This window comes from Paenibacillus sp. TAB_01, assembly GCF_043945595.1.
Lineage (GTDB): Bacteria > Bacillota > Bacilli > Paenibacillales > NBRC-103111 > Paenibacillus_S.
Genome location: NZ_JBIFNP010000001.1, coordinates 5,267,443 through 5,287,503, shown reverse-complemented (window position 1 = coordinate 5,287,503; position 20,061 = coordinate 5,267,443). Strand labels below are relative to the sequence as shown.

Below are 20,061 nucleotides of genomic sequence, written 5' to 3'. Positions count from 1 at the left end.
GCCGAAAGTATTTGGTCATACAAGAAAAGATTGGCTGAAAACCCGTTGACATCCCCTAACCTCGGTGATAGGATGAAAATATAGATTATAGTAAACCGTGGTTTATTATAATAAACCATCTGCGTTTACAGAGAGCTGGATAGGGAGATGCCATGGAAAAGAAATATTGGGTGCCGGCTTTGGAGAAAGCCAACGATGTGCTGCAGCTGATCGCAGAGCAGCCGTCCAAGCTGAAGCTGATCGATCTGTCGAAGCAGCTGGGCATTAACAAGAGCTCCATGTTTTCGCTGCTTACCACGATGGAGGCGCTGGAGTGGGTAATCCGCGAGCCGGAGAGCACGTATTCCCTGGGGGCGAGGCTTGGGCTGGTTGGAAACGCTTTTTTCAAGCAGTTTAGCTTAATCGACCGGTTCCGTAAGGAAGCGGGGGTTACGAAGCATACGATTCAAGAAACGATTCAGCTTGCCAAGCTGGACCGTACCGAGGTTTTGTATCTGGCCAAGGAAGAGATGCCGGCGCCTGTCCGCCTGGCTTCCGAGCCGGGCATGAAGCTGCCTGCTCACGTAACGGCGCTTGGGAAGGCGATGCTTGCGGCGCTGGACGAGACGGAGCTTGATGCGCTGTATCCGGAGGAAGCGCTGCTTCCCGAGACGACGCCGCACACGATCCGAACTCGCAGCGAGCTGAAGGAACAGCTGGCTATCGCGCGCAAGCAGGGGTACGCCTTCGATCTTCAGGAAGCCGTCATGGGCTTCTGCTGCGTGGCGGCACCGGTACGTGATGCGCAGGGCCGGACGGTAGCGGCGATCAGCTGCTCGATGTTCCAGCATGAGTGGGAGCAGAAGCGGGAGCTCGCGCAGCGGGAAATTTGTGCATTAGCCGCCAGATTATCGCAGGATGCGGTACAGGCGGGCCTATAAACTATGGGTGGAGGAAGGGAGTTCTGCACAATGAGACTTTCTAACAAGATCATATTGATCACCGGCTCGGGCTCGGGTATCGGCAAAGCTACGGCTCTATTATTCGCTGGGGAAGGCGCTACAGTGATCGTGAACGATCTGTCCGTGGAGAAGGGCGAGGAAACCGTCGGCGAGATTCAACAGGCGGGGGGCCAAGCCCAATTCATTCAGGCGGATGTGACCGATCCCGATTCGGTCAAAGGGATGGTCGATCAAATCATTGCGGCCCACGGGCGCATTGATGTGCTGTTCAACAATGCGGGCATCAGCGGCGTCGGTGCGATTCACGAGGTGGACCCGGACGACTGGGACCGCGTCATTAAAGTAAATATCCGCGGCGTGTTCCTGCCGAGCAAATATGTGCTTCCGCATATGATGGAGCGCCGGGAGGGCTCGATCATTAATATGTCCTCCTGCATCGCGGAAATCGGCTTGGGCCGCCGGGCTTCCTATTCGGCAACCAAAGGCGCGGTGCTGTCGCTGACGAAATCGATGCAGGTGGACTATGCCCCTTACGGCATCCGGGTTAATGCGCTGCTTCCGGGCACGATCATGACGCCTTTTGTGGAAAATTACCTGCGCACCTCGTACGACGATCCGGAGGCCGCTATCCTTTCATTGAAGAAGCGTCAGCTGAGCGGCGATCTGGGCAGACCGGAGGATGTGGCGAAAGCGGCATTGTTCCTGGCATCCGACGAATCGAAATTTATGATGGGCTCTCCGCTGTATATCGACGGCGGCGTTGTTTTCGGCAAAGACGCATAGCCTGTGTGTGCTGGCATACGGCCGCTGCGCGCGGAAGCGGAAGCGGGGGCATACATCATTTCAGGAAGCGCCGGTGCTGAGCCACGCTCAGACTCCGCTTGGTTATGGCGCGGACGGCAGTATGAAAGAACCGTATTCTATTGGTATTAAATGGTATGAGTCACAATCCACCGTTTATCCAACTATTCCTACTAATTTTATTGGAGGTATGCACTTATGAAACTTCTAACATTTCTTTCTAACGGTCAGGAACAATTAGGCGTTAAAACCGAACAAGGGGTCATCCACATTGCAGCGGCGCTGCAAGCGGTTCCAGCTGCAGGCGCGGCTGTTCCTGCGGACGTTCATGAAGTCATTAACGGCGGCGGCGCAGCGGTTGCAGCTCTGCAGGCTTACGTGGACCAGGCTTTGGCTGCAGCGGAAGGCAAAGCCGCAGGCTATCTTTTGCAGGAATCGGATTTGACTCTGGCTCCGTGCGTGACGCGTCCGAATAAAATCATTTGCGTCGGCTTGAACTACCGCAAGCATGCGGAAGAAACGAATGCCGCCATACCGCAGTATCCGATTCTGTTCAATAAGTTCAATAATACGCTGACAGGCCATGGCTCCGACGTGCCGCTTCCGGTGAAGGTAACGAGCAAGGTCGATTATGAGGCGGAGCTAGTCATTGTTATTGGCAAAGAAGCGAAATACGTAGAGAAAGCCGACGCGCTGGACCATGTATTCGGGTACTGCAATGTAAACGACCTGTCGGCCCGCGATCTGCAAATGCGCACCCAGCAGTGGCTGCTCGGCAAAAGCTGCGACGGATTCAGCCCGCTCGGACCTTACCTTGTTACGGCGGACGAAGTCGGCAATCCGAACGATCTGGCTGTCCGCTGCATCGTAAACGGCGAAGTGCGCCAAAATTCGAACACCTCGGATATGATTTTCCACTGCGACGAAATCGTAAGCTACATTTCACAGCATATGACTCTGGTTCCGGGCGATATTATCCTGACAGGCACGCCGGAAGGCGTTGTGCTGGGCCTGCCTGAAGAGCAACAGGTTTATCTGAAGGACGGCGATATCGTGACGATCGAAATCGAGAAGCTGGGCTCCTTGACCAACCGGATGGTGGCGGAGCGGGTATAGGAGGATTCCGACGATGGCAGGACATCAAATCGAAGCCGGCGCGGATGCGCTGGTTATGGATGCGCGCGATCATGTCGCTACGGCGATCAAGGATCTGCAGCCGGGTCAGAAAATAAGTTACCGCGTACAGGATCAGGTGCGCGAGCTGGAGCTGCTCGATGCGATTCCTTTCGGACATAAAGTAGCGATTCAGGATGTGGCTCAAGGAACGGACATTCGCAAGTACGGTGAAATCATCGGCCGTACAACGGCGGATATTCGTGCGGGACAGCATGTGCATGTACACAATGTGGAAGGTATCCGCGGGCGCGGCGATCAGGCCGTGAAGAGCTGAGGAGGAGATTAGCATGAGTCATATGATGGGTTATAGAAGATCGGACGGTACCGTGGGCATCCGCAATCATTTGCTCATTATTCCTACGGTTATTTGCTCCAATCAGGTGGTCAACCGTATTTCTCAGATGGTGCCGGAGACGGTCGCCATTCCGCATCAGCACGGATGCAGCCAGATCGGAGCGGATAAGGACCGGACGTTCGAGGTACTGGCGGGAACCGGGCGCAACCCGAACGTTGGCGGCGTAATCATCATCAGCCTGGGCTGCGAGGTCGTCGATCCGCACGCCCTGGCCGATGCGATCCGCCCGACGGGGAAGCTGGTCGAGGTGTTCGACATTCAATCGGTCGGCGGCTCGGTCAAGGCGATCCAGCATGGCGTAGAGATCGCCCGTAAAATGCGGGCGGAGCTGGATGCGATGAAGCCGGAGCCGATTCCTTTGAGCGAGCTGATCATCGGCGTGAAATGCGGCGGCTCGGATGCGACCTCCGGCCTGGCATCGAATCCGGCGCTCGGGGCTGCGGCCGATAAGCTGATTCAGCAGGGCGGCGGCGTCGTCATCGGGGAGACGACGGAGATTATCGGAGCGGAGCATGTGCTGGCATCCCGGTGTGCGACGCAGGAGACGGCGGATCAGCTTTACCATATCGTCGACCGCTTCGAGAAAGAGGTCGAGCGGATGGGAGCGGATATGCGCGGAGGCAATCCGAGCCCGGGCAATATCGCCGGCGGCCTGACGACGATTGAAGAGAAATCGCTCGGCTGCATCAGCAAGTGCGGCAATGCGCCGATTCAGGGCATCGTCGAATATGCGGAGCGGCTGCCGAAGCATGGCTTGTATTTCATGGACTCGCCGGGCAATGATATCGAATGCGTCTCGGGCATGGCGGCCGGCGGCGCGCATTTGGTATGCTTCACCACCGGCCGGGGTACGCCTACCGGCTCCGCCGTAGTGCCGGTTATCAAGATTACGGGCAACAAGCGGATGTTCGAGCGCATGAACGATAACATGGATATCGATGTGAGCGATATGCTCGAAGGAACGCTCAGCCTGGAAGACGCCGGCGAGCGGGTATGGCGGGAAATTCAGGAAGTCGCCAATGGCAAGCTGACCAAGGCGGAAATTTTGGGACATACGGAATTCAGCATTAACCGTATCGGTCCCAGCTTGTAGAAGCGGAAGCAGGGGAGGATCAACATGTCCAGATTATCCAATAGAGTGGCCCTGGTTACCGGGGCCAGCCGCGGCATAGGGGAAGCGATTGCGCTCCGCCTTGCGGAGGAGGGCGCTCATGTCGCCGTGAACTATACGTCGGAGCGCTCGCGCCCGTTAGCCGAGAAGGTGAAGGAGCAGATCGAAGCGATGGGCCGCAAGGCTATCGTCGTTCAAGCGGACGTCGGCAGCAAAGAACAGGTGGAAGCGATGTTCCAGCAGGTTCAAGAGCAGCTGGGAGACGTGGAAATATTGGTGAACAATGCGGGCATAGCTCCGTTCGAGCCTTTTATGAAGGTGTCGGAGGAAACGTGGGACCGCACGTATAACACGAATGTGAAGTCGATTTTCCTGACTTCCCAGCTGGCGGCCAAATCGATGATTCAGAAGCGCTACGGCAAAATCATTAACGTCCTGTCCACCGCGAGCCTTATGGTGACCAGTCCGGTCATTCCTCACTATCAATCGTCCAAGGCGGCAGCGCATATGCTGACTAAAGGCATGGCGATCGAGCTCGGACGCTATAACATCAACATCAATGCGGTGGGACCGAGCACGGTCGATACCGATATGTGCACGGATTTCCTGGCCGATCCGTCGATTCGCGCCAAAGAAGTCGAAGCGAATCCGATGAAGCGTCTCGGTACGGCTCGCCAAATCGGAGACGCAGTCGTATTCCTGGCGTCCGAGGAAGCGATGCAGGTGAACGGCCATCTGCTGATGGTAGACGGCGGGCTGACGGTTAAAGCGGCCCAGCCGGAAGATCATATGGAGCACTGACGGCACAGCCGGCACATAAAATAACCCCACAAAGTGGGTCATATGCTTCGAGGCGGACTCAAGTACTTCGCGGGGACCCCGAAATTATAAATTCTGGTATGTTCAAAAGCCCTTCGGATATCTCATCCGAAGGGCTTTTTGCCACGCTTGTCCTTTTATCGAATCGTCCTGCCGGTTCCAATACCGGCTTCGTAATCGGAATTGTACGTATTCGCATTCAGCGAATTGTAGGTCCGGAAAGCGTCATACACCGTGTCGTTCCGGGTCTTGTCCGCCTGGGCGTCCACCATGACGAGAATGTGCCCGTTATTCACGTAGTCGTTATAGCGGTTGGCCTCGTCCTCGGGAATGCCGAGACCGACCAGACCGCCCACAATACCGCCGGCTCCGGCCCCTACGGCCAGCCCCGTTAAAGTAGCCGCAATCGGGCCCGCTGCCAGAATCGGACCGATGCCGGGAATGGCCAGCAGACCGAGCCCGGCCAGAAGACCTGCCGTTCCTCCCAGAATACCGCCCGTAGCGGCGCCTGCCGCGAGCCCTTCCGGAGCCTTGGTGCCGGTTTCCTTTTCAATGGCGGCCACATCATCTTTATTTTTCGCTACAATAGAAATTTCGTCCGAACGATAGCCTTGTTTTTTCAGTGCATCCACCGCTTGGATCGCTTCCCCCTCAGTTTGAAATACGCCGATAATTTTTTGATGGTTATTCATAGCCATTACCTCCTGAGTGTGAATAGTAGGTCAAGCAATTGCTACCGCAGTATTACTTACCCGTCTGGGACAAATTGAAACGAAGGGGTTTTTGTCTGTTTTTGTCGAGTTGTTCATCTTCCGTTCATCTTCCGTTCATATTCATTTGATATTTTTTTCCAGTAATACATACATATCAATTGCGAGAGGAGCATGGTTTTGAAGCGGTCTAGCAGGCTTTACAGGTTTGCCCTCCTATGGATGCTCGTGCTTTGTCTTCCCTTGACCGGAATGGGTTCTGTGTATGCAGAGGATGTCATTTCCAAGCTGGTTTTGTCGAAGAATGAAGTGTCGATGGAAATAGGAGATACGTATTCGCTTACGGCTACTGCCGTGTATGAGAGCGGAACCACGTCGTCGGTCACTGTGAAAACGGACTGGAATTCCGGAGATGCCACGATTGCCTCGGTGTATGCAGGAGCCATTACGGCGAAAAAGGAAGGCAGTACAGTCATTACGGCGTCCTACTCCGGCAAAACGGTGATTGTTAATGTTAATGTGCAGAAGAAAGCAACGAGTCTGACCAAAAATAAAACGAATATTTCGCTTCGGGTAGGCGCGGACGAGCAGATTACTCTGATGGCTACCTATTCGGACAGTACGACCGAGAATGTAACGAGCAAAGCGGAATGGTCGACGAGCGATGACTCCGTAGCTACGGTAACGCTTGGGCAGGTGACGGGGATTGCAGCCGGAACGGCGACCGTTACAGCCAAATTCGGCAGCCAGGTCGTGACGGTGCCCGTCAGCGTAGACGCGCTCAGACGTCTTGAGACCGAGCAGAGCGATCTAACGATGAAGGTCGGCGACAAGCATCAGGTGAAGCTGATGGCGCTGTTCGAGAATGGGGATTATGAGGATATTTCCGACCGCGCGGAATGGTCTTCGAATCAGGAAGATGTCGCGGATGCTTTTAAAGGCTTGATTACGGCTTACGGGACCGGTGAAGCGACTCTGACCGCACGGTACGGAAGCAAGTCCGTATCGATCGTGGTCGATGTGGACATCCCGAAACGGCTTGAGGTTGACCCAACGGAATTATACATGAAAGTTAATGAGAACAAGAAGATTACTTTAACCGCATCCTATGCGGACGGCACCTCGGAGGATGTATCCGATAAAGCGGAGTGGGCATCCGATAACGAAGAGATTGCGGGGGTGAATAAAGGAACGGTAACGGCCTACACGAGCGGCCGGGTGACGGTAACGGGCTCCTACGGGGGCAAAACGACTTCCGTGACGGTCGATGTGGATGTGGCCCGCAAGCTGGAGCTGGATACGACCAGCGTGCAATTGAAATCCGGCGGCACGGCCCAGGTCAAATTAACGGCGACCTATGCCGACGGCACGACGGAGGATGTGACCGAACGGGCTCAACTGGTCCTCGGATCAAGAAAACATCGCGATCGCGTCCAAAGGCAAGATTAGCGCATTCTCGACCGGTGAAGCGACGATTGTTGCGAGCTTCGGCTCCAACACCGCGAAGCTCGTGGTTGATGTGGATGTAGCCCGAGGGCTTACGCTGAACACCGCGAATGTATCGCTTCGCGCCGGCCAATCCGGCGAATTGATCGCTACGGCGACGATGTCCGACGGCTCTATAGCGGTCGTCACGGATCAGGCGGAATGGACCGCTGACGATACTTCCGTCGTCTATGTAAGCAAAGGGAAGCTGACGGCGATCAACAGCGGACAAACGACCGTCACGGCCAAATACGGGGATAAAACCGTAACGGCTACGGTGCGCGTCGAAATACCGCAGCTGCTGCAGCTGGACCAAACCGATATTTACGTTCAGGAGAACGGAACGAAGCAGGTGCATTTAACCTCCACGTTCCCGGACAGCACAACGCCTGAAGATATAACGGATAAAGCGGAATGGTCGTCGGATAACGAAGATATCGCGCAGGTGGATGCAAAGGGTCTGATTACCGGCATCAAGCTGGGACAAGCGGTCATTACGGCCAAATACGGCGGTAAAACAACGACGGTAAATGTCGATGTGGCGACGCCGAGAAAGTTAACGCTCGACCCGACATCGTTATCGATGCGCTCTTCCTCGCAGGAGCAGCTGAAGCTGACGGCAGCCTATGCCGACGGGCAGAGTGCCGATGTTACGGATAAAGCGGTATGGTCCTTCCGACAATGAGGATGTGGCTACTGTGCAAAAAGGCAAAGTGACGGCATATGCCGTAGGACATGCTGTTTTGTCGGCCGTACTGGGGGGCAAAACCGCCAAAATCACGGTGGACGTCGACCAGGCTTCGACGCTGACCGTAAGCAGGCAGCAAGCGGATTTAAAAGATGGCGAGCAGATTAATCTGCAGCCGGGCGTTTATGAGCAGCTGAAGCTGACAAGCACGTTTGCCGATGGAACCAAGGTGGACGTGACGGATAAAGCGGTATGGACAAGCAAGCTGGCTACCGTTGCGGATGTATCCAAGGGGAACGTTCATACCATCGATAAAGGCGAAACGACGATTACCGCCAGCTTCGGCGACCGGTCCGTGACGGTGAAGGTCACGGTGGGTGTTGTCTCCTCGCTGACCTTGAGCGACAGCAAGGTGCTGTTCAGCGAAGAAGGCGAGACCAAGCAGGTGAAGGTTGAATCCTCCTTCAAGGACGGAACGCGTAAAGACGTATCCAGCGAAGCGGAATGGTCCACTTCCTCGGATAAAATCGCGAAGGTGAACGAAGGCCTGATTAAAGCGACAGGCAGCGGTAAAGCGGTAATTACGGTGAAATACGGCGGGCAAACGGAAACGATCAATGTCGAAGTTCAGCAGGCCAGCCGGCTGGCGATGAGCCAGAAACAGCTGATTATGGCGAGCGGAACCGATGCGCAGCTGCAGCTGACGGCGACGGATTCGGAGCGCGGCGTGGATGACGTTACGCTGAAGGCCGAATGGTCTACCAGCTCCGATAAAGTGGCCGATGTCGTCGACGGTCTGGTGACGGCCTACGGCAGCGGTAAAGCAACGATTACGGCCAAGTACGGCGGTAAAACCGTTACCGTTCCGGTAGAGGTCGATGTCGCGAAGAAGCTGGTCGTGAACAAAAAGTCGCTTTCCTTGAAATCCGGCGGTACGGATACGCTGGTATTGACAGCCGTCTTCTCCGACAATTCGGAACAAGATGTAACGGCGTCAGCCGACTGGTCAACGGCTAATTACAACATTGTTGATGTGGATGCCGGGAATATCACGGCAGTAGGCTCCGGCAAATCGAAGCTTACGGCCAAGTTCGGAGGCAAATCAATCTCCGTTCCGGTTACCGTGGACGAGCTGAAATATTTTAAGCTGAATGAGCGCAATGTCGCGCTTTCCGTCGGCGAAACCAAGCAGGTTCAAGCCATTGCAACGTACAAGGATGGAACCGACGGCGATGTGACGGTCAGCGGTGTATGGAAAAGCTCCAATACGAAAGTGGCGGACGTGAAAGACGGAATTATCACAACCTACGGCAAGGGGAAAGCGACCATCTCGGTGAAATTCGCCGGGAAGACCACTTCCTTGCAGCTTACTGTAAAATAACGGGCTGCGGCGCAGCCGCAAGCCTGACCCAAAGAAGAGCTCCTTCTCATTTGTTGAGAGGGAGCTCTTTTTTGGACATGTTTTATATGTTTTCGGGGCCCCGCAAAGTACCTGAGTCGGCTTCGAAGCACTAGCGCCACTTTGTGGGGTTATTTTAGCTATGGAAAAGCTCTTTTCTTATGGAGCAAAGCAGGGTAATAAGATGGTGATACTCGTTCCCTTTCCCGGTTGGCTCTCGAGCTCAATCTTGCCTTGGTGGATATCCACGATCCTTTTGACGATCGCGAGCCCCAAGCCGTTGCCGCCGACAGAACGGTCCCGCGACTTATCGACCTTATAGAACCGTTCAAAAATATGCGGCTGATCCTGGAGAGGAATCCCGATGCCCGAATCGGAAAAGCGGATCTGGACATACTCGCCGTCCTTTTGGATCTGAATGCGGATGGACCCGCCCTGAGGCGTGTACTTGATGCTGTTATGTATGAGATTCGTCCATATTTGAAACAGCTGGTCTTTATTTCCGAGCAGTTTGATTTTGGGCAGCGAGAGATCGTACTCGATTCTTTTTTGCATAAGCAGCAAATGGTTCACGATGACCACCTTGCGCAATTCTTCGTCGAGATCGAACAGCTCCTTCGGGTAAGGCTGCTGCCCGGATTCCAAGGTAGTGAGCCGGAGCAGATTATCAACCATGCGGGACAGCCGTTCGCTTTCCGTTTCAATGATGTCCACGTAATGAAGACGGTCCTGCAGCTCGATTGCGGGCTCCTTCAGCGCTTCGGAGAAGCCGCGGATGGAGGTGAGCGGAGATTGGATTTCATGCGAGACGTTGGAGATGAAGTCCTGCCGCATCTGTTCAAGCTGCCTGAGCTCTCCCGCCATATGATTGAAGCTTTGGGCCAGCTGGCCGAGCTCGTCGCTCCGCCGGATCGGGACGAGCACATCAAAGTTCCCCTTGGACATTTCGTTGGTCGCCTCAGCGAGCTTGGTGATAGGGTGAACGATAAATCGCGAGAGCAGGAAGGTCATAATGCTGCCGATTCCGATAATGATAGACAATACGGCGAGCGGAAGCAGGAGCAGCTGCTTATTGCGAATCTCAAAGTTGGGCTGGATGAACAGAGCATACCGCTGGCCGTCGCGCTCAAAGGGCAGGCCGATAAAAGCCGCTTCCGGCGAAACCGGCATCAGCCGGTTGGCGGAGTAATAAATCTCACCCGACAGCACATCTTTGACGGTAGCGTCGGGAATAGGCCGGATACGATCGCGGGAAAGCGTATCGTATTTTCTTGCCCCGCCTATTTCGTCATAGACGGTCACCGCCAAATTTTGCTGGTTCGCCATGCGGATCAAATAAAGCTCCGGTTTCTTGAGGTCAGGCTCCTTGAGCAGTTGAATCATGGTTTGACCGGTTTGAAGCAGGTCGTCGAGCATTTGCGCCGTTGCTTCTCTCTTGAATAATTGGCCGGACAGAAAAAAAGACACGATACCGCTTAAAATAACGATGGCGATAAACGTGATCACAATTCGGAAATACAAGGTACCTGGTCATGCTGCACCCCAAATGAAATATTTGAAAATATTGTATCACAGGATTATGAATAATAGATGAACAGCTCCGGGAGTATCTTCACAATTCGACAAAATCAGTCATGAAATCTAATAATCTACTAATATTTGCCTTAAACTTTTTAAATGCTTATCTCTTATAGTAGAAATATAAGGAAGAAGGAAGTTGTCAGGAGGTGACCGTTATGAAAGACATACAGGTACTGCATAATGGAAAGGTTTATGAAGGTATGGTTGGTTATGATAACGAGGAGCTTATGGAAATTACGATGAAGGGGACAGAGGCGTTTGCCGCAGGGGACTACGCCATTTGCTTCGATTTTAAACGACGTCTCTCCATGAGGGTGCTTCATGTGTCCCCGGCGAAAGTTATTCTGGCTCCTGCGAATGCGGAGGTATTTCATATAAAAGCGCGGCCCAAGAAAGTGTACGAGGAGCTGTTCGGCGAAGAACAGTCCTCCTTCCAAAGCTTTAAGCTGAATACGTTTGCTACCATCAACGACGATTTCAAAACGACAGCCGTCCGGGTTACCGATGTAAGCCGTGTAGGGATCGGGTTTGAGATCAACGATTTCTCCATCAAAATGCATCATGTCTACAACAGCATGATTATCTGTGACGAGGAATGCATTTATCCGAAGCTGATTGTGCGCTACGGCCATATTCTGGAGAAAACGATACGATACGGCGCCGAGCTTCACTATATCAGCCAAGACGATTTAAATAAGCTGCGCTATTATATTGTAACACAGCAGTTTAAGCAGCTGATGCTGGTATAGCGCTTGTGAAAAAGAGGTTCTCTTCAGCAAGCTCTTCCAGCTGACGCTGCTTCCCTTCCTGGTAAGAACCGGATATAACAAAACAATGGCCTCCGTCCTGATTTCCAAAGGACGGAGGCTGTTTCATTTTTCGATGATCATATATTATAGCTGTTCCTGAGAAAGCAGCTCTGTCCGCATCAGCGTCCATTGTCCGTAACGCCACTTCCAGACGGAGGCTGCATAGGCTATCACATCATCGGTACCGATGCCGCTGATGCGCTGCAGGCCTCTCAGCTCGCTGATGCCGTCTTTATCGATATCGGCAGGGAGCAGCTCATTGTACTCCGCGGCGGTCTCCAGAAGCTTGGGGCGAATCAGCCTGCCGTTCTGGTAATAGCCTGCCTGTTCGTAGGCTGCGCTGCGTTCGCGCCTATCCAGCAGAAAGGTCTGATTCGTATTGCGGAGCCGAACCTGTACCTTGTAGTTATCTTTCAGCCTGCCGGAAACGGACAAAGGCTGCGGAAGCGGCAGTTGCGTGAGCCGGGAACCTCCGCCGTCCGCATCCGTCCTGGTATAGATGGAATAGACGGGGAGGTGGCGGTCAAAAGGATCGAACACGGTCAGATACAGATCCTTTACCTGATCTCCGTTCCAATCCACTAATCTAAGTAACGGGGCGTAGCCAGAGCCGATATAAAAGCAGGTCTGTTTCCGCTCGCCTCCATCCTGAATTTCCAAGCTCAGCTTGTTATAGCTGCCGCGATTGGTCTCCGACGGGCGACCGACGATCCGAATCGTATCGGGCACCCCGTCGCCGGTGATGTCTTCGCGGTTCGTTTGCAGTGTGACCAGGCTAGCGGCATCAGCAGCTGCATATTCAGCCAGCCCCGCAGCGGCTCGATACGATTGGGCATGCGCCGATTGCGCGGTGAACCAGGTCAGCAATAAAGTACCTATGAAGATAAGAGACCATCCGGCGGGTTGGGATCGAGCCAGCTGCTTCGGAATATGGAGATTCATATGGAGAGGACTCCTTTCCTTTCTAGGACAAGCAGAACTACTTATTGATGATTAGTATGGAGAAAGATTCCAAAGATTATGTAAAGTCCAACGAGATGGACAAGTCGGGTGCTGAGCACCAAAAAATAAAAACCACCTCCTCAGGAGCTGCTAATCGGTAGCAGCGCGCTTGAGGCGAGGTGGTTTTTGCATGTCTTGTGCAGCCTATTCTTTTAACTGCTTCACGAGCCGTTTGGTAGTGCCCGATGGCGTATCAATGGTTTCATACACATTAATCACCATGTTGTTGTCAAACTGCTCTGTCTTAATGTCGCTGAATACGATTTTTTGGTTGCCGGTAATGAGCTTATCGGTTCCCGTAAATGTCTTCGATTGGGTGCCTATCGTACGGCCCAGTCCGTCGACCAGCTCGAACTCCATTTTGGAGAAGTTTTGATCCACGATGACATTATCCGTATGATCGATAGTCAAATCGAGGCTCAGCTGGTACTGGTAGCCGGAGCTGTACAAGGTTTGAATCGCATAAGAGTTAAATGTGACCTGGAACGGATAGAAGCTGATGACATTGTCAATGGCTTCGCTTTGAACCGCTACCTGGAAGGTGCCGATCGACAGCTTGTTCGGCGCTGCGGTTTTCGGATCGATAATGTTCAGTGCAAGGTTCTGCCAATTTTGCGTTTCGGTCGGAACCTGGTAAGAATAGCTGACCACATAGCTGGTGTTCGGCATAATGGTTGTCATGGAGGAAGCCTGTTTCACTCCGGTGAAGGCCATGCCGCTGTCGTTGACCAGTTCAGTTCCGATATCCGGTATGGTGAGAGTGCTGGAGCCTGTATTCGTAATTTTATATTTACCGATGGCCGTTTTATAACCGAAATCCTCATTCTCGTGCATGTGAAGCTCGACAAGCGAGATGCTCAGATTTTTGTCGATCAGTCCGTTCGGCGCCAGGATCAGCTTATCGCCAAGCTGGTAAGGTCTTGCCTGAACGGCGGAGCTGCTGGACTGCTGCGTCCCCGTCAGGTCGATCAACAGCACCGGCAGACTGTTGGAGCTTACGGACGTACCGTTCTTGGTGGAGCTGGAAGAACCGGACGAGCTTGAAGACGATTGGCCGCTCGTTCCCGAGCTTGTGCTGCCGCTTGCCGAGGAGCTAGACCCGGAGCTGTTCGAGTTGTTTGAATTGCTTGAGCTCGAACTGCTGCTGCTGTTTGAATTGCTGTTGTTATTCGAATTACTGGAACTGTTCGAATTGCTCGAGGCATTGTTTGAAGAATTGCTCGAGCTGTTGGAGGAGCTGTTCACGGCTTCGAATAGAGCCAGCTTCACCGTTCCGGGATCGACGCCGTCAGGGATGGACACCGCATAATGGAAGGTCGCGGATTGATTCGGCGTCAAGAAGCTGCTGTCGGTCGATTTATCCTGCACTGCAGCGGTCAAGCTTTCTTTGCCCAATTGGAACAATCCTGTCAGCTCCGGCAGAGCCACCACGCCGGTCCCGTCATTGCGAAGGGTAACGGTAGTTTGAAGCATCATGCCTTCGGCCTGCTTAACGGCCGTGGCCTGCTCGGCTTTAATCTTGAGTCCGTTATCCGTTCCATACAGCGAGTAGGGCTGCTCTGTTCCGATGGTAATTGCGTTTACCATACCGGCCAGCGGAATGCTGCCCAATACGTGATCTATAGAAGCATCCGTATAGAAAGCTTCCAGGCGGGTGCTTTCCGCATTCAGGCCCTCGGGCACCGTCGTACGAATTTTAATTTTATTCAGCTTGTTCGGCAGCAGCACCTCCTGCGAGGTGTTGACGATCGACGAGCTGTAAGTCAAGCCGTCGGCTCCCTTGATCCGGAACTGCAGTCCGGAAGGCAGCTGGAAGTTCGAGGAGCCTGCGTTTCTTACATAGAGATCCGTATATAAGTATTGGGTACCGTTCTCCGTTACCGGGTAGCTGTTGCCGATGCGCATCGCCGCCATCGCTTCAGGAGAATAGGAAGAATCGATATCCTTCATCGAGATCAGCATGGCTTGAGCCGGATTGAGTCCGCCGTTAGACACAGCGGGGGCCACCTCCAGGTCACCGATGCCGCGCATAAAGGACGGTGCGCTGGAATCCCAGGAGAACAGGTGAACCTTCAGGCTTTGAGGGTTCACGTTGACCCCCATCTGCGAAACGAAGCTGAACTGCTGCTCCTGCCCGGCATTGACGCGGGCGTTTTGCTGACTGGTCAGCTTGGCAGGGAAGCTGTTGCCTTGCTCGTCGACGATCTGCACGCCATAGCCGTTGAAATCGATCGAACCGCCGCTTCCGTTGTGCATTTTCAACGAGAATTGCAGAGCGGACGAATCCGAGCCGGAGAGGAAGGACGCATTCTCTAATGTAAAATAAGTATCGTTGGCAATAAATACGCCGGGCTTCCCTGCGGAAGCCAGCGGTGCGTTAGCTATTAAAGCGGTGCAAACGGCAATCGTACAAAGCCAGGCGGTTCTTTTGGCCCGAAACGGCTGCTTGCTTGAATGGTGTTTCAAAATAATCTCCTCCCATAAATCGTGATCTATTGCGCTAGTTTAGTCGGTACGCAGTGCATCGATCGGACGCAGCTTGGAAGCCTTGTTGGCCGGATACAAACCGAAGATCATGCCGACGCCGACCGAGAATAAGAAGGAGTACAGCCCTACGTCGAAGGAAAGCACCGTCTGCTGCTCCGGGTTAATGAGAGGCCAAGCCAATGCGAGGCCGCTGCCCAGCAGCAAGCCGATAACCCCGCCCAGTCCGCTGATGACCGTCGCTTCGATCAGAAACTGCATCAGAATATTGCGGCGTTTGGCACCGATGGATTTGCGGATACCGATCTCCCGGGTTCTCTCGCTGACGGTAACCAGCATGATATTCATGATCCCGATACCGCCGACCAGAAGGGAGATGCAGGCTACGCTGATCAACTGGTTATTTAACGAGCTGGAGGCGGCGACACGCGCTTTCATCAGCTCATCCTGATTTTGAATCTGGAAGCCGTCCGAGCTTTTGAATTTATACGTCAGGTACTGCGTAATGGTGTTTTGCGCCATGGTAAGCTGCTCTTTCGTAGGAGCCTCCAGATAGGTGGTCCGAATGCTTCCCAGCTTGAACGCTCTTTGTGCAGTGATAAGCGGGACAAAGGCGGTATCATCCAGGGACACGCCCCCGCTGATATTGGAGCCTTTTTCCTTCAAGACACCGGCTACGGTAAAGACGACGCCGTCAATATTGACGTCTTCCCCAACCGGGTCCAGATTCCCGAAATACTTTTTGGCGACATTCGAACCGAGCACGACGATCTGATTGCGGAATTCCAGGTCGGCTTCGGAAATAAACCGGCCCGACCCGATTTCACCCTTCATGAGCGTTAAATAGTTCTGATTCGTGCCGACGACCGTGTATTTCTCTTGGGTCCGGTCATATTTGATATTGGAGCCGCTTTTCACAATGGTCGGCGAAATCGTCTGGATTTCTGGAAGCAGCTCCAGCTGCATCAGGTCGTTATAATCCAACTGGGTGGCCCGTCCGTTCCCCATCAGGTTCACGACGATCAAGTTCGTTCCGAGGGCTTCATACTGCTTCTCGATCGCAGCCGATGTGCCCTGCCCGATGGCTACCAGGGTAACCACCGAGCTGACGCCAATGATGACACCCAGCATGGTAAGCAGCGTCCGCATCGGATTATTGACGACGGTCCGCATAGCCATGTAAATCAATTCAAACAATTTCATGACATCACCTCTACCGGAGATGAAGCCGAAGCCGGAACCTGAGCCGATTCCGAAGGCAGAGGACGCAAGCGCTCATCCTTGAAAATTTGACCGTCCCGGATGGAAATCACCCGGCGGGCATTCTCGGCGATATGATTGTCATGGGTAATCAGGACAATGGTGTTTCCCTGGTCGTTCAATTTGATCATAAGCTCCAATACTTCATTACCTGTCTTGGAATCCAGAGCCCCGGTCGGTTCATCGGCAAGCAGCAAGGAAGGAGAGATGGACAGTGCTCTGGCAATAGCTACACGCTGCTGCTGACCGCCCGAAAGCTCGCTTGGCTTGTGATGTCCCCGTGTGCCCATGCCCAGCAGCTCGAGCATTTCCTGCGCTTTTTCCCGCCGGACCTTCTTGCTGTAGCCTGCATAGATCATTGGCAGCTCTACGTTCTCAATGGCATTAAGCTTAGGGAGCAGGTTAAACTGCTGAAATATAAATCCGATTTTTAAATTGCGAAATTCGGCTAATTGGTTATCGCTCATTTTTTCGGTTGCGACGCCATCCAGAAGATAAGAACCGGAGGTGGGAATGTCCAGCAACCCGATGGTATTCATAAGGGTAGATTTACCCGAACCGCTCGGTCCGACGATCGCGACAAAGTCCCCGGTTGTAACAGACAGCGAAATTTCGTTTAAAATACGAAGCTTTTCTGTGCCTCGCTGATATTCCTTCACGATGTTTTGTAAATCGATGATGGCATTCATTGCTGCCAATCCTCCTTTCTGCGAGGGATCCTAATTTCGACGGGTAGCGCCGCCACCGCCGCCGAAGCTGCCGCCGCCTCCGCCAAAACCGCCGCCACCGCCCTGGAAGCCGCCGTTTTGGAACTGTTGGCGAATCCGGTTGATTTCGTCTTGAGAAGTAGCTTCTTTTTTGCTTGCGGCAATCAGGATTTTATCGCCTTCCTTCAAGCCATCCGTAACCTCGACATAAGTCTTGTTGCGTATGCCGATTTTGATCTCATGCTTCTCTTCCTTCGTGCCGTCCGGCTTCACCAGAGTAACGTAGCGCTTGCCCTGCTGCTGCTGAAGCGCCTCAAGAGGAAGAAGCACGATGTCCTTTTTGTCTTGAATAATAATTTCGGCGGTTGCGGTCATGCCGTTGCGCAATTGGCCGTCGTTTTTAACCGAAATCCCGACGTCGAAGAAAGTAACGCCGTTCGTTGTCGTACCGACGGTGGAAACCTGGTTTACTTCGCCCTCGTACGTTTTGTTCGAGATCGAATCGACCTTGACCGTTGCTTTCATCCCGACTTTGACGTTGGTCAGATCCAGCTCGTCGACTTGCACGGGAAGCTGCATATAATCCAGGCTGGCTACGGCGCCAAGCTGGGTTTGGGCCTCGATCTTGGAGCCTGCAGGGTAGCTTGCAAGCACATTGGTCTTCTTGTTGGCAAAGTCTGTCGAGAACACGCCGTCGAACGGAGCGGTTATCGTTAACTGCTTCAGCTTATCCTGGTAGTCGTTAATCGTAATTTTTTGTTTTTCAATGGAGGCCTGCTTGTTCAGAATATCGTTCTGAAGCGTATCGTTCGTGATCGAAACGATCAGCTCGCCTTTATTAATGAAGTTGCCGGATTTAATGTTAACTTCATCGATCGTCCCGCTGGCGGCGGACAATACCGTTTCGACTTTATTGAAGTCGAGCACGCCTTTGCCTGTGGATTGGGCGGTTCTGCCTCCGAGCGTCACGCTGCCCTTCACATTCATGCCTGCGTTCAGCGAGCCGTCGTTCTTCACGTTGATTTCCACGTCGAGCAGCTTGGCTCCGCTGGCGTCGCCTTTAGGCTGCTGACTGACGGAAACGACCGTTGCGGTTTTCGTCAGGTTAAACCCGTCGACCGTCAGGTCGATCGTATCGCCTTTTTTCAATTGAACCGCGTCTTCCAGCAGGAACGGCAGCTTGGTCGTCATGGAGGAAAGATCGGAGATCGTGCCGATACGCCCGTTTTTACTAATGCTGGAACCGGTGTCGAGGTTGGAGGACAGCGTCAGCGTACCGCTGATCGGAGCATACACCTTCATGTTGTTTTGCTGCTCCTGCAGATCGGCCAAATCCTTTTGCTGCTGCGTCAAGGTCACCTGAGCATCCTGAAGATTCGCCTCCAGGCTCAGGTCGGAGATTTCGAACAATACATCCCCTTTCTTCACCTCTTGGTTCCTCGTTAAATTCATCGTCTTAATCGTGCCGTCCACCGGGGCGATAATATTCTGAATATCCCGCGCCTCGAACTGAGAAGTCCCCGATACGGAAGAGGTGATAGCACCTTTTTTAATTGTCACGACATTTTCCTGGGCTGTGGCTGCCGGCTTCTTCGCGTTATGCGTGTAATAATAATAGGAACCGCCGCCGACCAAAGCCAGCCCAATAATGACAGCTATCCATTTTTTGCTGCGCTGCAATACCATTCATGCTTCTCCTTTCCGACATTTCAACTTCGTGCTTGCTGTTTTTTTACTTTATCAACGGTTTGTGAATTAAGTGTGAAATTAAGCTTAATAGACCATGAATAAGTGTGAAAAAATGATGAATTACCGCCCAATGACCTTTAAATCCTGCGTTTTTCTTCCATTTTAAACGAAAAAAACGAATCTTTATCGCTCAGGCGCGATCTAGATTCGTTTTTATAGCTCCTGCTTAGCTTTTTTTGGAATACTTCTTTTTTACACGCTTCCGGTAATGCTCCGTTTCGGCAATGATTTTGGCGTTGCCCTTCAGCAGCTTGCTGTCCTTGATCTTCCACGTATGATTCTTTTTACTTTTTCGCCGGATCGCAACGAAATTGTATTTATCCCCGGAATAAATATGAAAGCCGTGAGCCCTGCTTTTTCTCAGGAACCGCACGTCGGAACCTGACTTCAGCCGGGTGGAGAAGGGGCCCTTCTTGGCCACCTTTTTCTTAAAGAACAAGGTGGCCCCGGCGACATGGCGGACCATCCGGTTTTGCCGCTTGGGCCGCATCAGCAGAAGCAGCTTTCTGCCTTCCAAATACATGTAGAACGTGCGCTTGCCTACGATGGAAGCGCCCGAACGCTTCATGGCCCGGATCATTCCTTTGAGATAGCTTGGCGCGTAATAGTCGTCATCGTCGAATTTGGCGATGATCCCGTATTTGGCTTTGCGTATGCCGTAATTGAGACAGGAGCCCAAATTTTTATGCTCAGGCACTTTATAAACGGAGATGCTTTCATAGTCTTCCGTTTTTTCGCGGTAGGTTTTCAGCTTCATATCATCGCGGTTCAAGACAATGATCAGCTCTTTTTTCTTCCAGCCCTGCCGTTTGTAATTATTCAACAGCCGTTTGAAAAATCGCGGACGGTTTGTACAGGTTACAACGGAGACGCCCTGCTTCGGCATCGTCAATCAGTCCCTTCCCTGACATCAATACTCCTATCACATTATGACGGGGACAGATGAGCAGGAACGGCATCTACCCTCCCAAGACAAATATAGGA

The 20,061-nt window shown here is 53.0% G+C and carries 18 protein-coding genes; 10 read left to right on the top strand and 8 right to left on the bottom strand.

What is annotated here, in order from left to right; all coding sequences use genetic code 11:
- The first annotated feature begins 152 nt into the window (after positions 1–152).
- The 6 genes from ACHHV8_RS25830 (at position 153) to ACHHV8_RS25805 (ending at position 5,185) form a co-directional block, all read left to right on the top strand.
- Entirely contained in the window at positions 153–920 is a 768-nt protein-coding gene (locus ACHHV8_RS25830) for an IclR family transcriptional regulator (protein WP_395162266.1), read from the top strand.
- Between the two features lie 30 nt (positions 921–950).
- Positions 951–1,724, top strand: a complete 774-nt coding sequence (locus tag ACHHV8_RS25825) for an SDR family NAD(P)-dependent oxidoreductase (protein ID WP_395162265.1) — start codon at positions 951–953, stop codon at positions 1,722–1,724.
- Positions 1,725–1,940: 216 nt separating this feature from the next.
- On the top strand, positions 1,941–2,858 hold the full coding sequence (locus ACHHV8_RS25820) for a fumarylacetoacetate hydrolase family protein (RefSeq protein ID WP_395162264.1): 918 nt from the start codon (positions 1,941–1,943) through the stop codon (positions 2,856–2,858).
- A 13-nt stretch (positions 2,859–2,871) separates the two neighbouring features.
- Positions 2,872–3,192 carry a UxaA family hydrolase gene (locus tag ACHHV8_RS25815; RefSeq protein WP_395162263.1) on the top strand — a complete coding sequence of 107 codons (321 nt, stop codon included), beginning with the start codon at positions 2,872–2,874 and terminating at the stop codon, positions 3,190–3,192.
- Between the two features lie 13 nt (positions 3,193–3,205).
- The gene (locus tag ACHHV8_RS25810) at positions 3,206–4,366 is read left to right on the top strand and encodes a UxaA family hydrolase (protein WP_395162262.1); all 1,161 of its coding nucleotides are present in this window, start codon (positions 3,206–3,208) and stop codon (positions 4,364–4,366) included.
- 24 nt (positions 4,367–4,390) lie between these two features.
- Positions 4,391–5,185, top strand: coding sequence for an SDR family NAD(P)-dependent oxidoreductase (locus ACHHV8_RS25805; protein ID WP_395162261.1), 795 nt, complete (start codon positions 4,391–4,393; stop codon positions 5,183–5,185).
- A 155-nt stretch (positions 5,186–5,340) separates the two neighbouring features.
- Here ACHHV8_RS25805 and ACHHV8_RS25800 read toward each other — a convergent pair whose 3' ends face one another.
- On the bottom strand, positions 5,341–5,895 hold the full coding sequence (locus tag ACHHV8_RS25800) for a general stress protein (protein WP_395162260.1): 555 nt from the start codon (positions 5,893–5,895) through the stop codon (positions 5,341–5,343).
- 198 nt (positions 5,896–6,093) lie between these two features.
- Between ACHHV8_RS25800 and ACHHV8_RS25795 the strand changes: the two genes are divergently transcribed.
- From ACHHV8_RS25795 to ACHHV8_RS25785, 3 genes are all read left to right on the top strand, one after another.
- On the top strand, positions 6,094–7,362 hold the full coding sequence (locus tag ACHHV8_RS25795) for an Ig-like domain-containing protein (RefSeq protein WP_395162259.1): 1,269 nt from the start codon (positions 6,094–6,096) through the stop codon (positions 7,360–7,362).
- Positions 7,363–7,432: 70 nt separating this feature from the next.
- Positions 7,433–8,083: an Ig-like domain-containing protein gene (locus ACHHV8_RS25790; protein WP_395162258.1), complete on the top strand. Its 651-nt coding sequence runs from the start codon at positions 7,433–7,435 to the stop codon at positions 8,081–8,083.
- Positions 8,084–8,096: 13 nt separating this feature from the next.
- The gene (locus tag ACHHV8_RS25785) at positions 8,097–9,467 is read left to right on the top strand and encodes an Ig-like domain-containing protein (RefSeq protein ID WP_395162257.1); all 1,371 of its coding nucleotides are present in this window, start codon (positions 8,097–8,099) and stop codon (positions 9,465–9,467) included.
- 177 nt (positions 9,468–9,644) lie between these two features.
- Here ACHHV8_RS25785 and ACHHV8_RS25780 read toward each other — a convergent pair whose 3' ends face one another.
- Positions 9,645–11,006: a sensor histidine kinase gene (locus tag ACHHV8_RS25780; protein ID WP_395162256.1), complete on the bottom strand. Its 1,362-nt coding sequence runs from the start codon at positions 11,004–11,006 to the stop codon at positions 9,645–9,647.
- Between the two features lie 215 nt (positions 11,007–11,221).
- On the opposite strand from ACHHV8_RS25780, the gene ACHHV8_RS25775 reads away from it, so the two are divergent.
- Positions 11,222–11,815, top strand: coding sequence for a hypothetical protein (locus ACHHV8_RS25775; RefSeq protein ID WP_395162255.1), 594 nt, complete (start codon positions 11,222–11,224; stop codon positions 11,813–11,815).
- A 144-nt stretch (positions 11,816–11,959) separates the two neighbouring features.
- Here ACHHV8_RS25775 and ACHHV8_RS25770 read toward each other — a convergent pair whose 3' ends face one another.
- The 6 genes from ACHHV8_RS25770 to ACHHV8_RS25745 all read right to left on the bottom strand — a co-directional run bounded on the left by ACHHV8_RS25770 (position 11,960) and on the right by ACHHV8_RS25745 (position 19,963).
- Positions 11,960–12,817 carry a hypothetical protein gene (locus tag ACHHV8_RS25770; RefSeq protein ID WP_395162254.1) on the bottom strand — a complete coding sequence of 286 codons (858 nt, stop codon included), beginning with the start codon at positions 12,815–12,817 and terminating at the stop codon, positions 11,960–11,962.
- Positions 12,818–13,021: 204 nt separating this feature from the next.
- Positions 13,022–15,343 carry a hypothetical protein gene (locus tag ACHHV8_RS25765; protein ID WP_395162253.1) on the bottom strand — a complete coding sequence of 774 codons (2,322 nt, stop codon included), beginning with the start codon at positions 15,341–15,343 and terminating at the stop codon, positions 13,022–13,024.
- Between the two features lie 39 nt (positions 15,344–15,382).
- Positions 15,383–16,564, bottom strand: a complete 1,182-nt coding sequence (locus tag ACHHV8_RS25760; protein ID WP_395162252.1) for an ABC transporter permease — start codon at positions 16,562–16,564, stop codon at positions 15,383–15,385.
- A complete protein-coding gene (locus tag ACHHV8_RS25755; protein WP_395162251.1) occupies positions 16,561–17,310 on the bottom strand; it encodes an ABC transporter ATP-binding protein in 750 nt (249 codons plus the stop codon). Before ACHHV8_RS25755 ends, ACHHV8_RS25760 begins: the two co-directional genes overlap by 4 nt.
- A 30-nt stretch (positions 17,311–17,340) precedes the next feature.
- Positions 17,341–19,014 carry an efflux RND transporter periplasmic adaptor subunit gene (locus tag ACHHV8_RS25750; protein ID WP_395162250.1) on the bottom strand — a complete coding sequence of 558 codons (1,674 nt, stop codon included), beginning with the start codon at positions 19,012–19,014 and terminating at the stop codon, positions 17,341–17,343.
- A gap of 229 nt (positions 19,015–19,243) precedes the next feature.
- Positions 19,244–19,963, bottom strand: a complete 720-nt coding sequence (locus ACHHV8_RS25745) for a glycosyltransferase family 2 protein (RefSeq protein ID WP_395163628.1) — start codon at positions 19,961–19,963, stop codon at positions 19,244–19,246.
- Positions 19,964–20,061 lie beyond the last annotated feature (98 nt).

Bases quoted from the DNA above. Each gene is read 5' to 3' on its own strand.
- ACHHV8_RS25830 (WP_395162266.1), top strand. From the start codon at position 153: ATGGAAAAGAAATATTGGGTGCCGGCTTTGGAGAAAGCCAACGATGTG.
- ACHHV8_RS25825 (WP_395162265.1), top strand. From the start codon at position 951: ATGAGACTTTCTAACAAGATCATATTGATCACCGGCTCGGGCTCGGGT.
- ACHHV8_RS25820 (WP_395162264.1), top strand. From the start codon at position 1,941: ATGAAACTTCTAACATTTCTTTCTAACGGTCAGGAACAATTAGGCGTT.
- ACHHV8_RS25815 (WP_395162263.1), top strand. From the start codon at position 2,872: ATGGCAGGACATCAAATCGAAGCCGGCGCGGATGCGCTGGTTATGGAT.
- ACHHV8_RS25810 (WP_395162262.1), top strand. From the start codon at position 3,206: ATGAGTCATATGATGGGTTATAGAAGATCGGACGGTACCGTGGGCATC.
- ACHHV8_RS25805 (WP_395162261.1), top strand. From the start codon at position 4,391: ATGTCCAGATTATCCAATAGAGTGGCCCTGGTTACCGGGGCCAGCCGC.
- ACHHV8_RS25800 (WP_395162260.1), bottom strand. From the start codon at position 5,895: ATGAATAACCATCAAAAAATTATCGGCGTATTTCAAACTGAGGGGGAA.
- ACHHV8_RS25775 (WP_395162255.1), top strand. From the start codon at position 11,222: ATGAAAGACATACAGGTACTGCATAATGGAAAGGTTTATGAAGGTATG.
- ACHHV8_RS25770 (WP_395162254.1), bottom strand. From the start codon at position 12,817: ATGAATCTCCATATTCCGAAGCAGCTGGCTCGATCCCAACCCGCCGGA.
- ACHHV8_RS25760 (WP_395162252.1), bottom strand. From the start codon at position 16,564: ATGAAATTGTTTGAATTGATTTACATGGCTATGCGGACCGTCGTCAAT.
- ACHHV8_RS25755 (WP_395162251.1), bottom strand. From the start codon at position 17,310: ATGAATGCCATCATCGATTTACAAAACATCGTGAAGGAATATCAGCGA.
- ACHHV8_RS25750 (WP_395162250.1), bottom strand. From the start codon at position 19,014: ATGGTATTGCAGCGCAGCAAAAAATGGATAGCTGTCATTATTGGGCTG.
- ACHHV8_RS25745 (WP_395163628.1), bottom strand. From the start codon at position 19,963: ATGCCGAAGCAGGGCGTCTCCGTTGTAACCTGTACAAACCGTCCGCGA.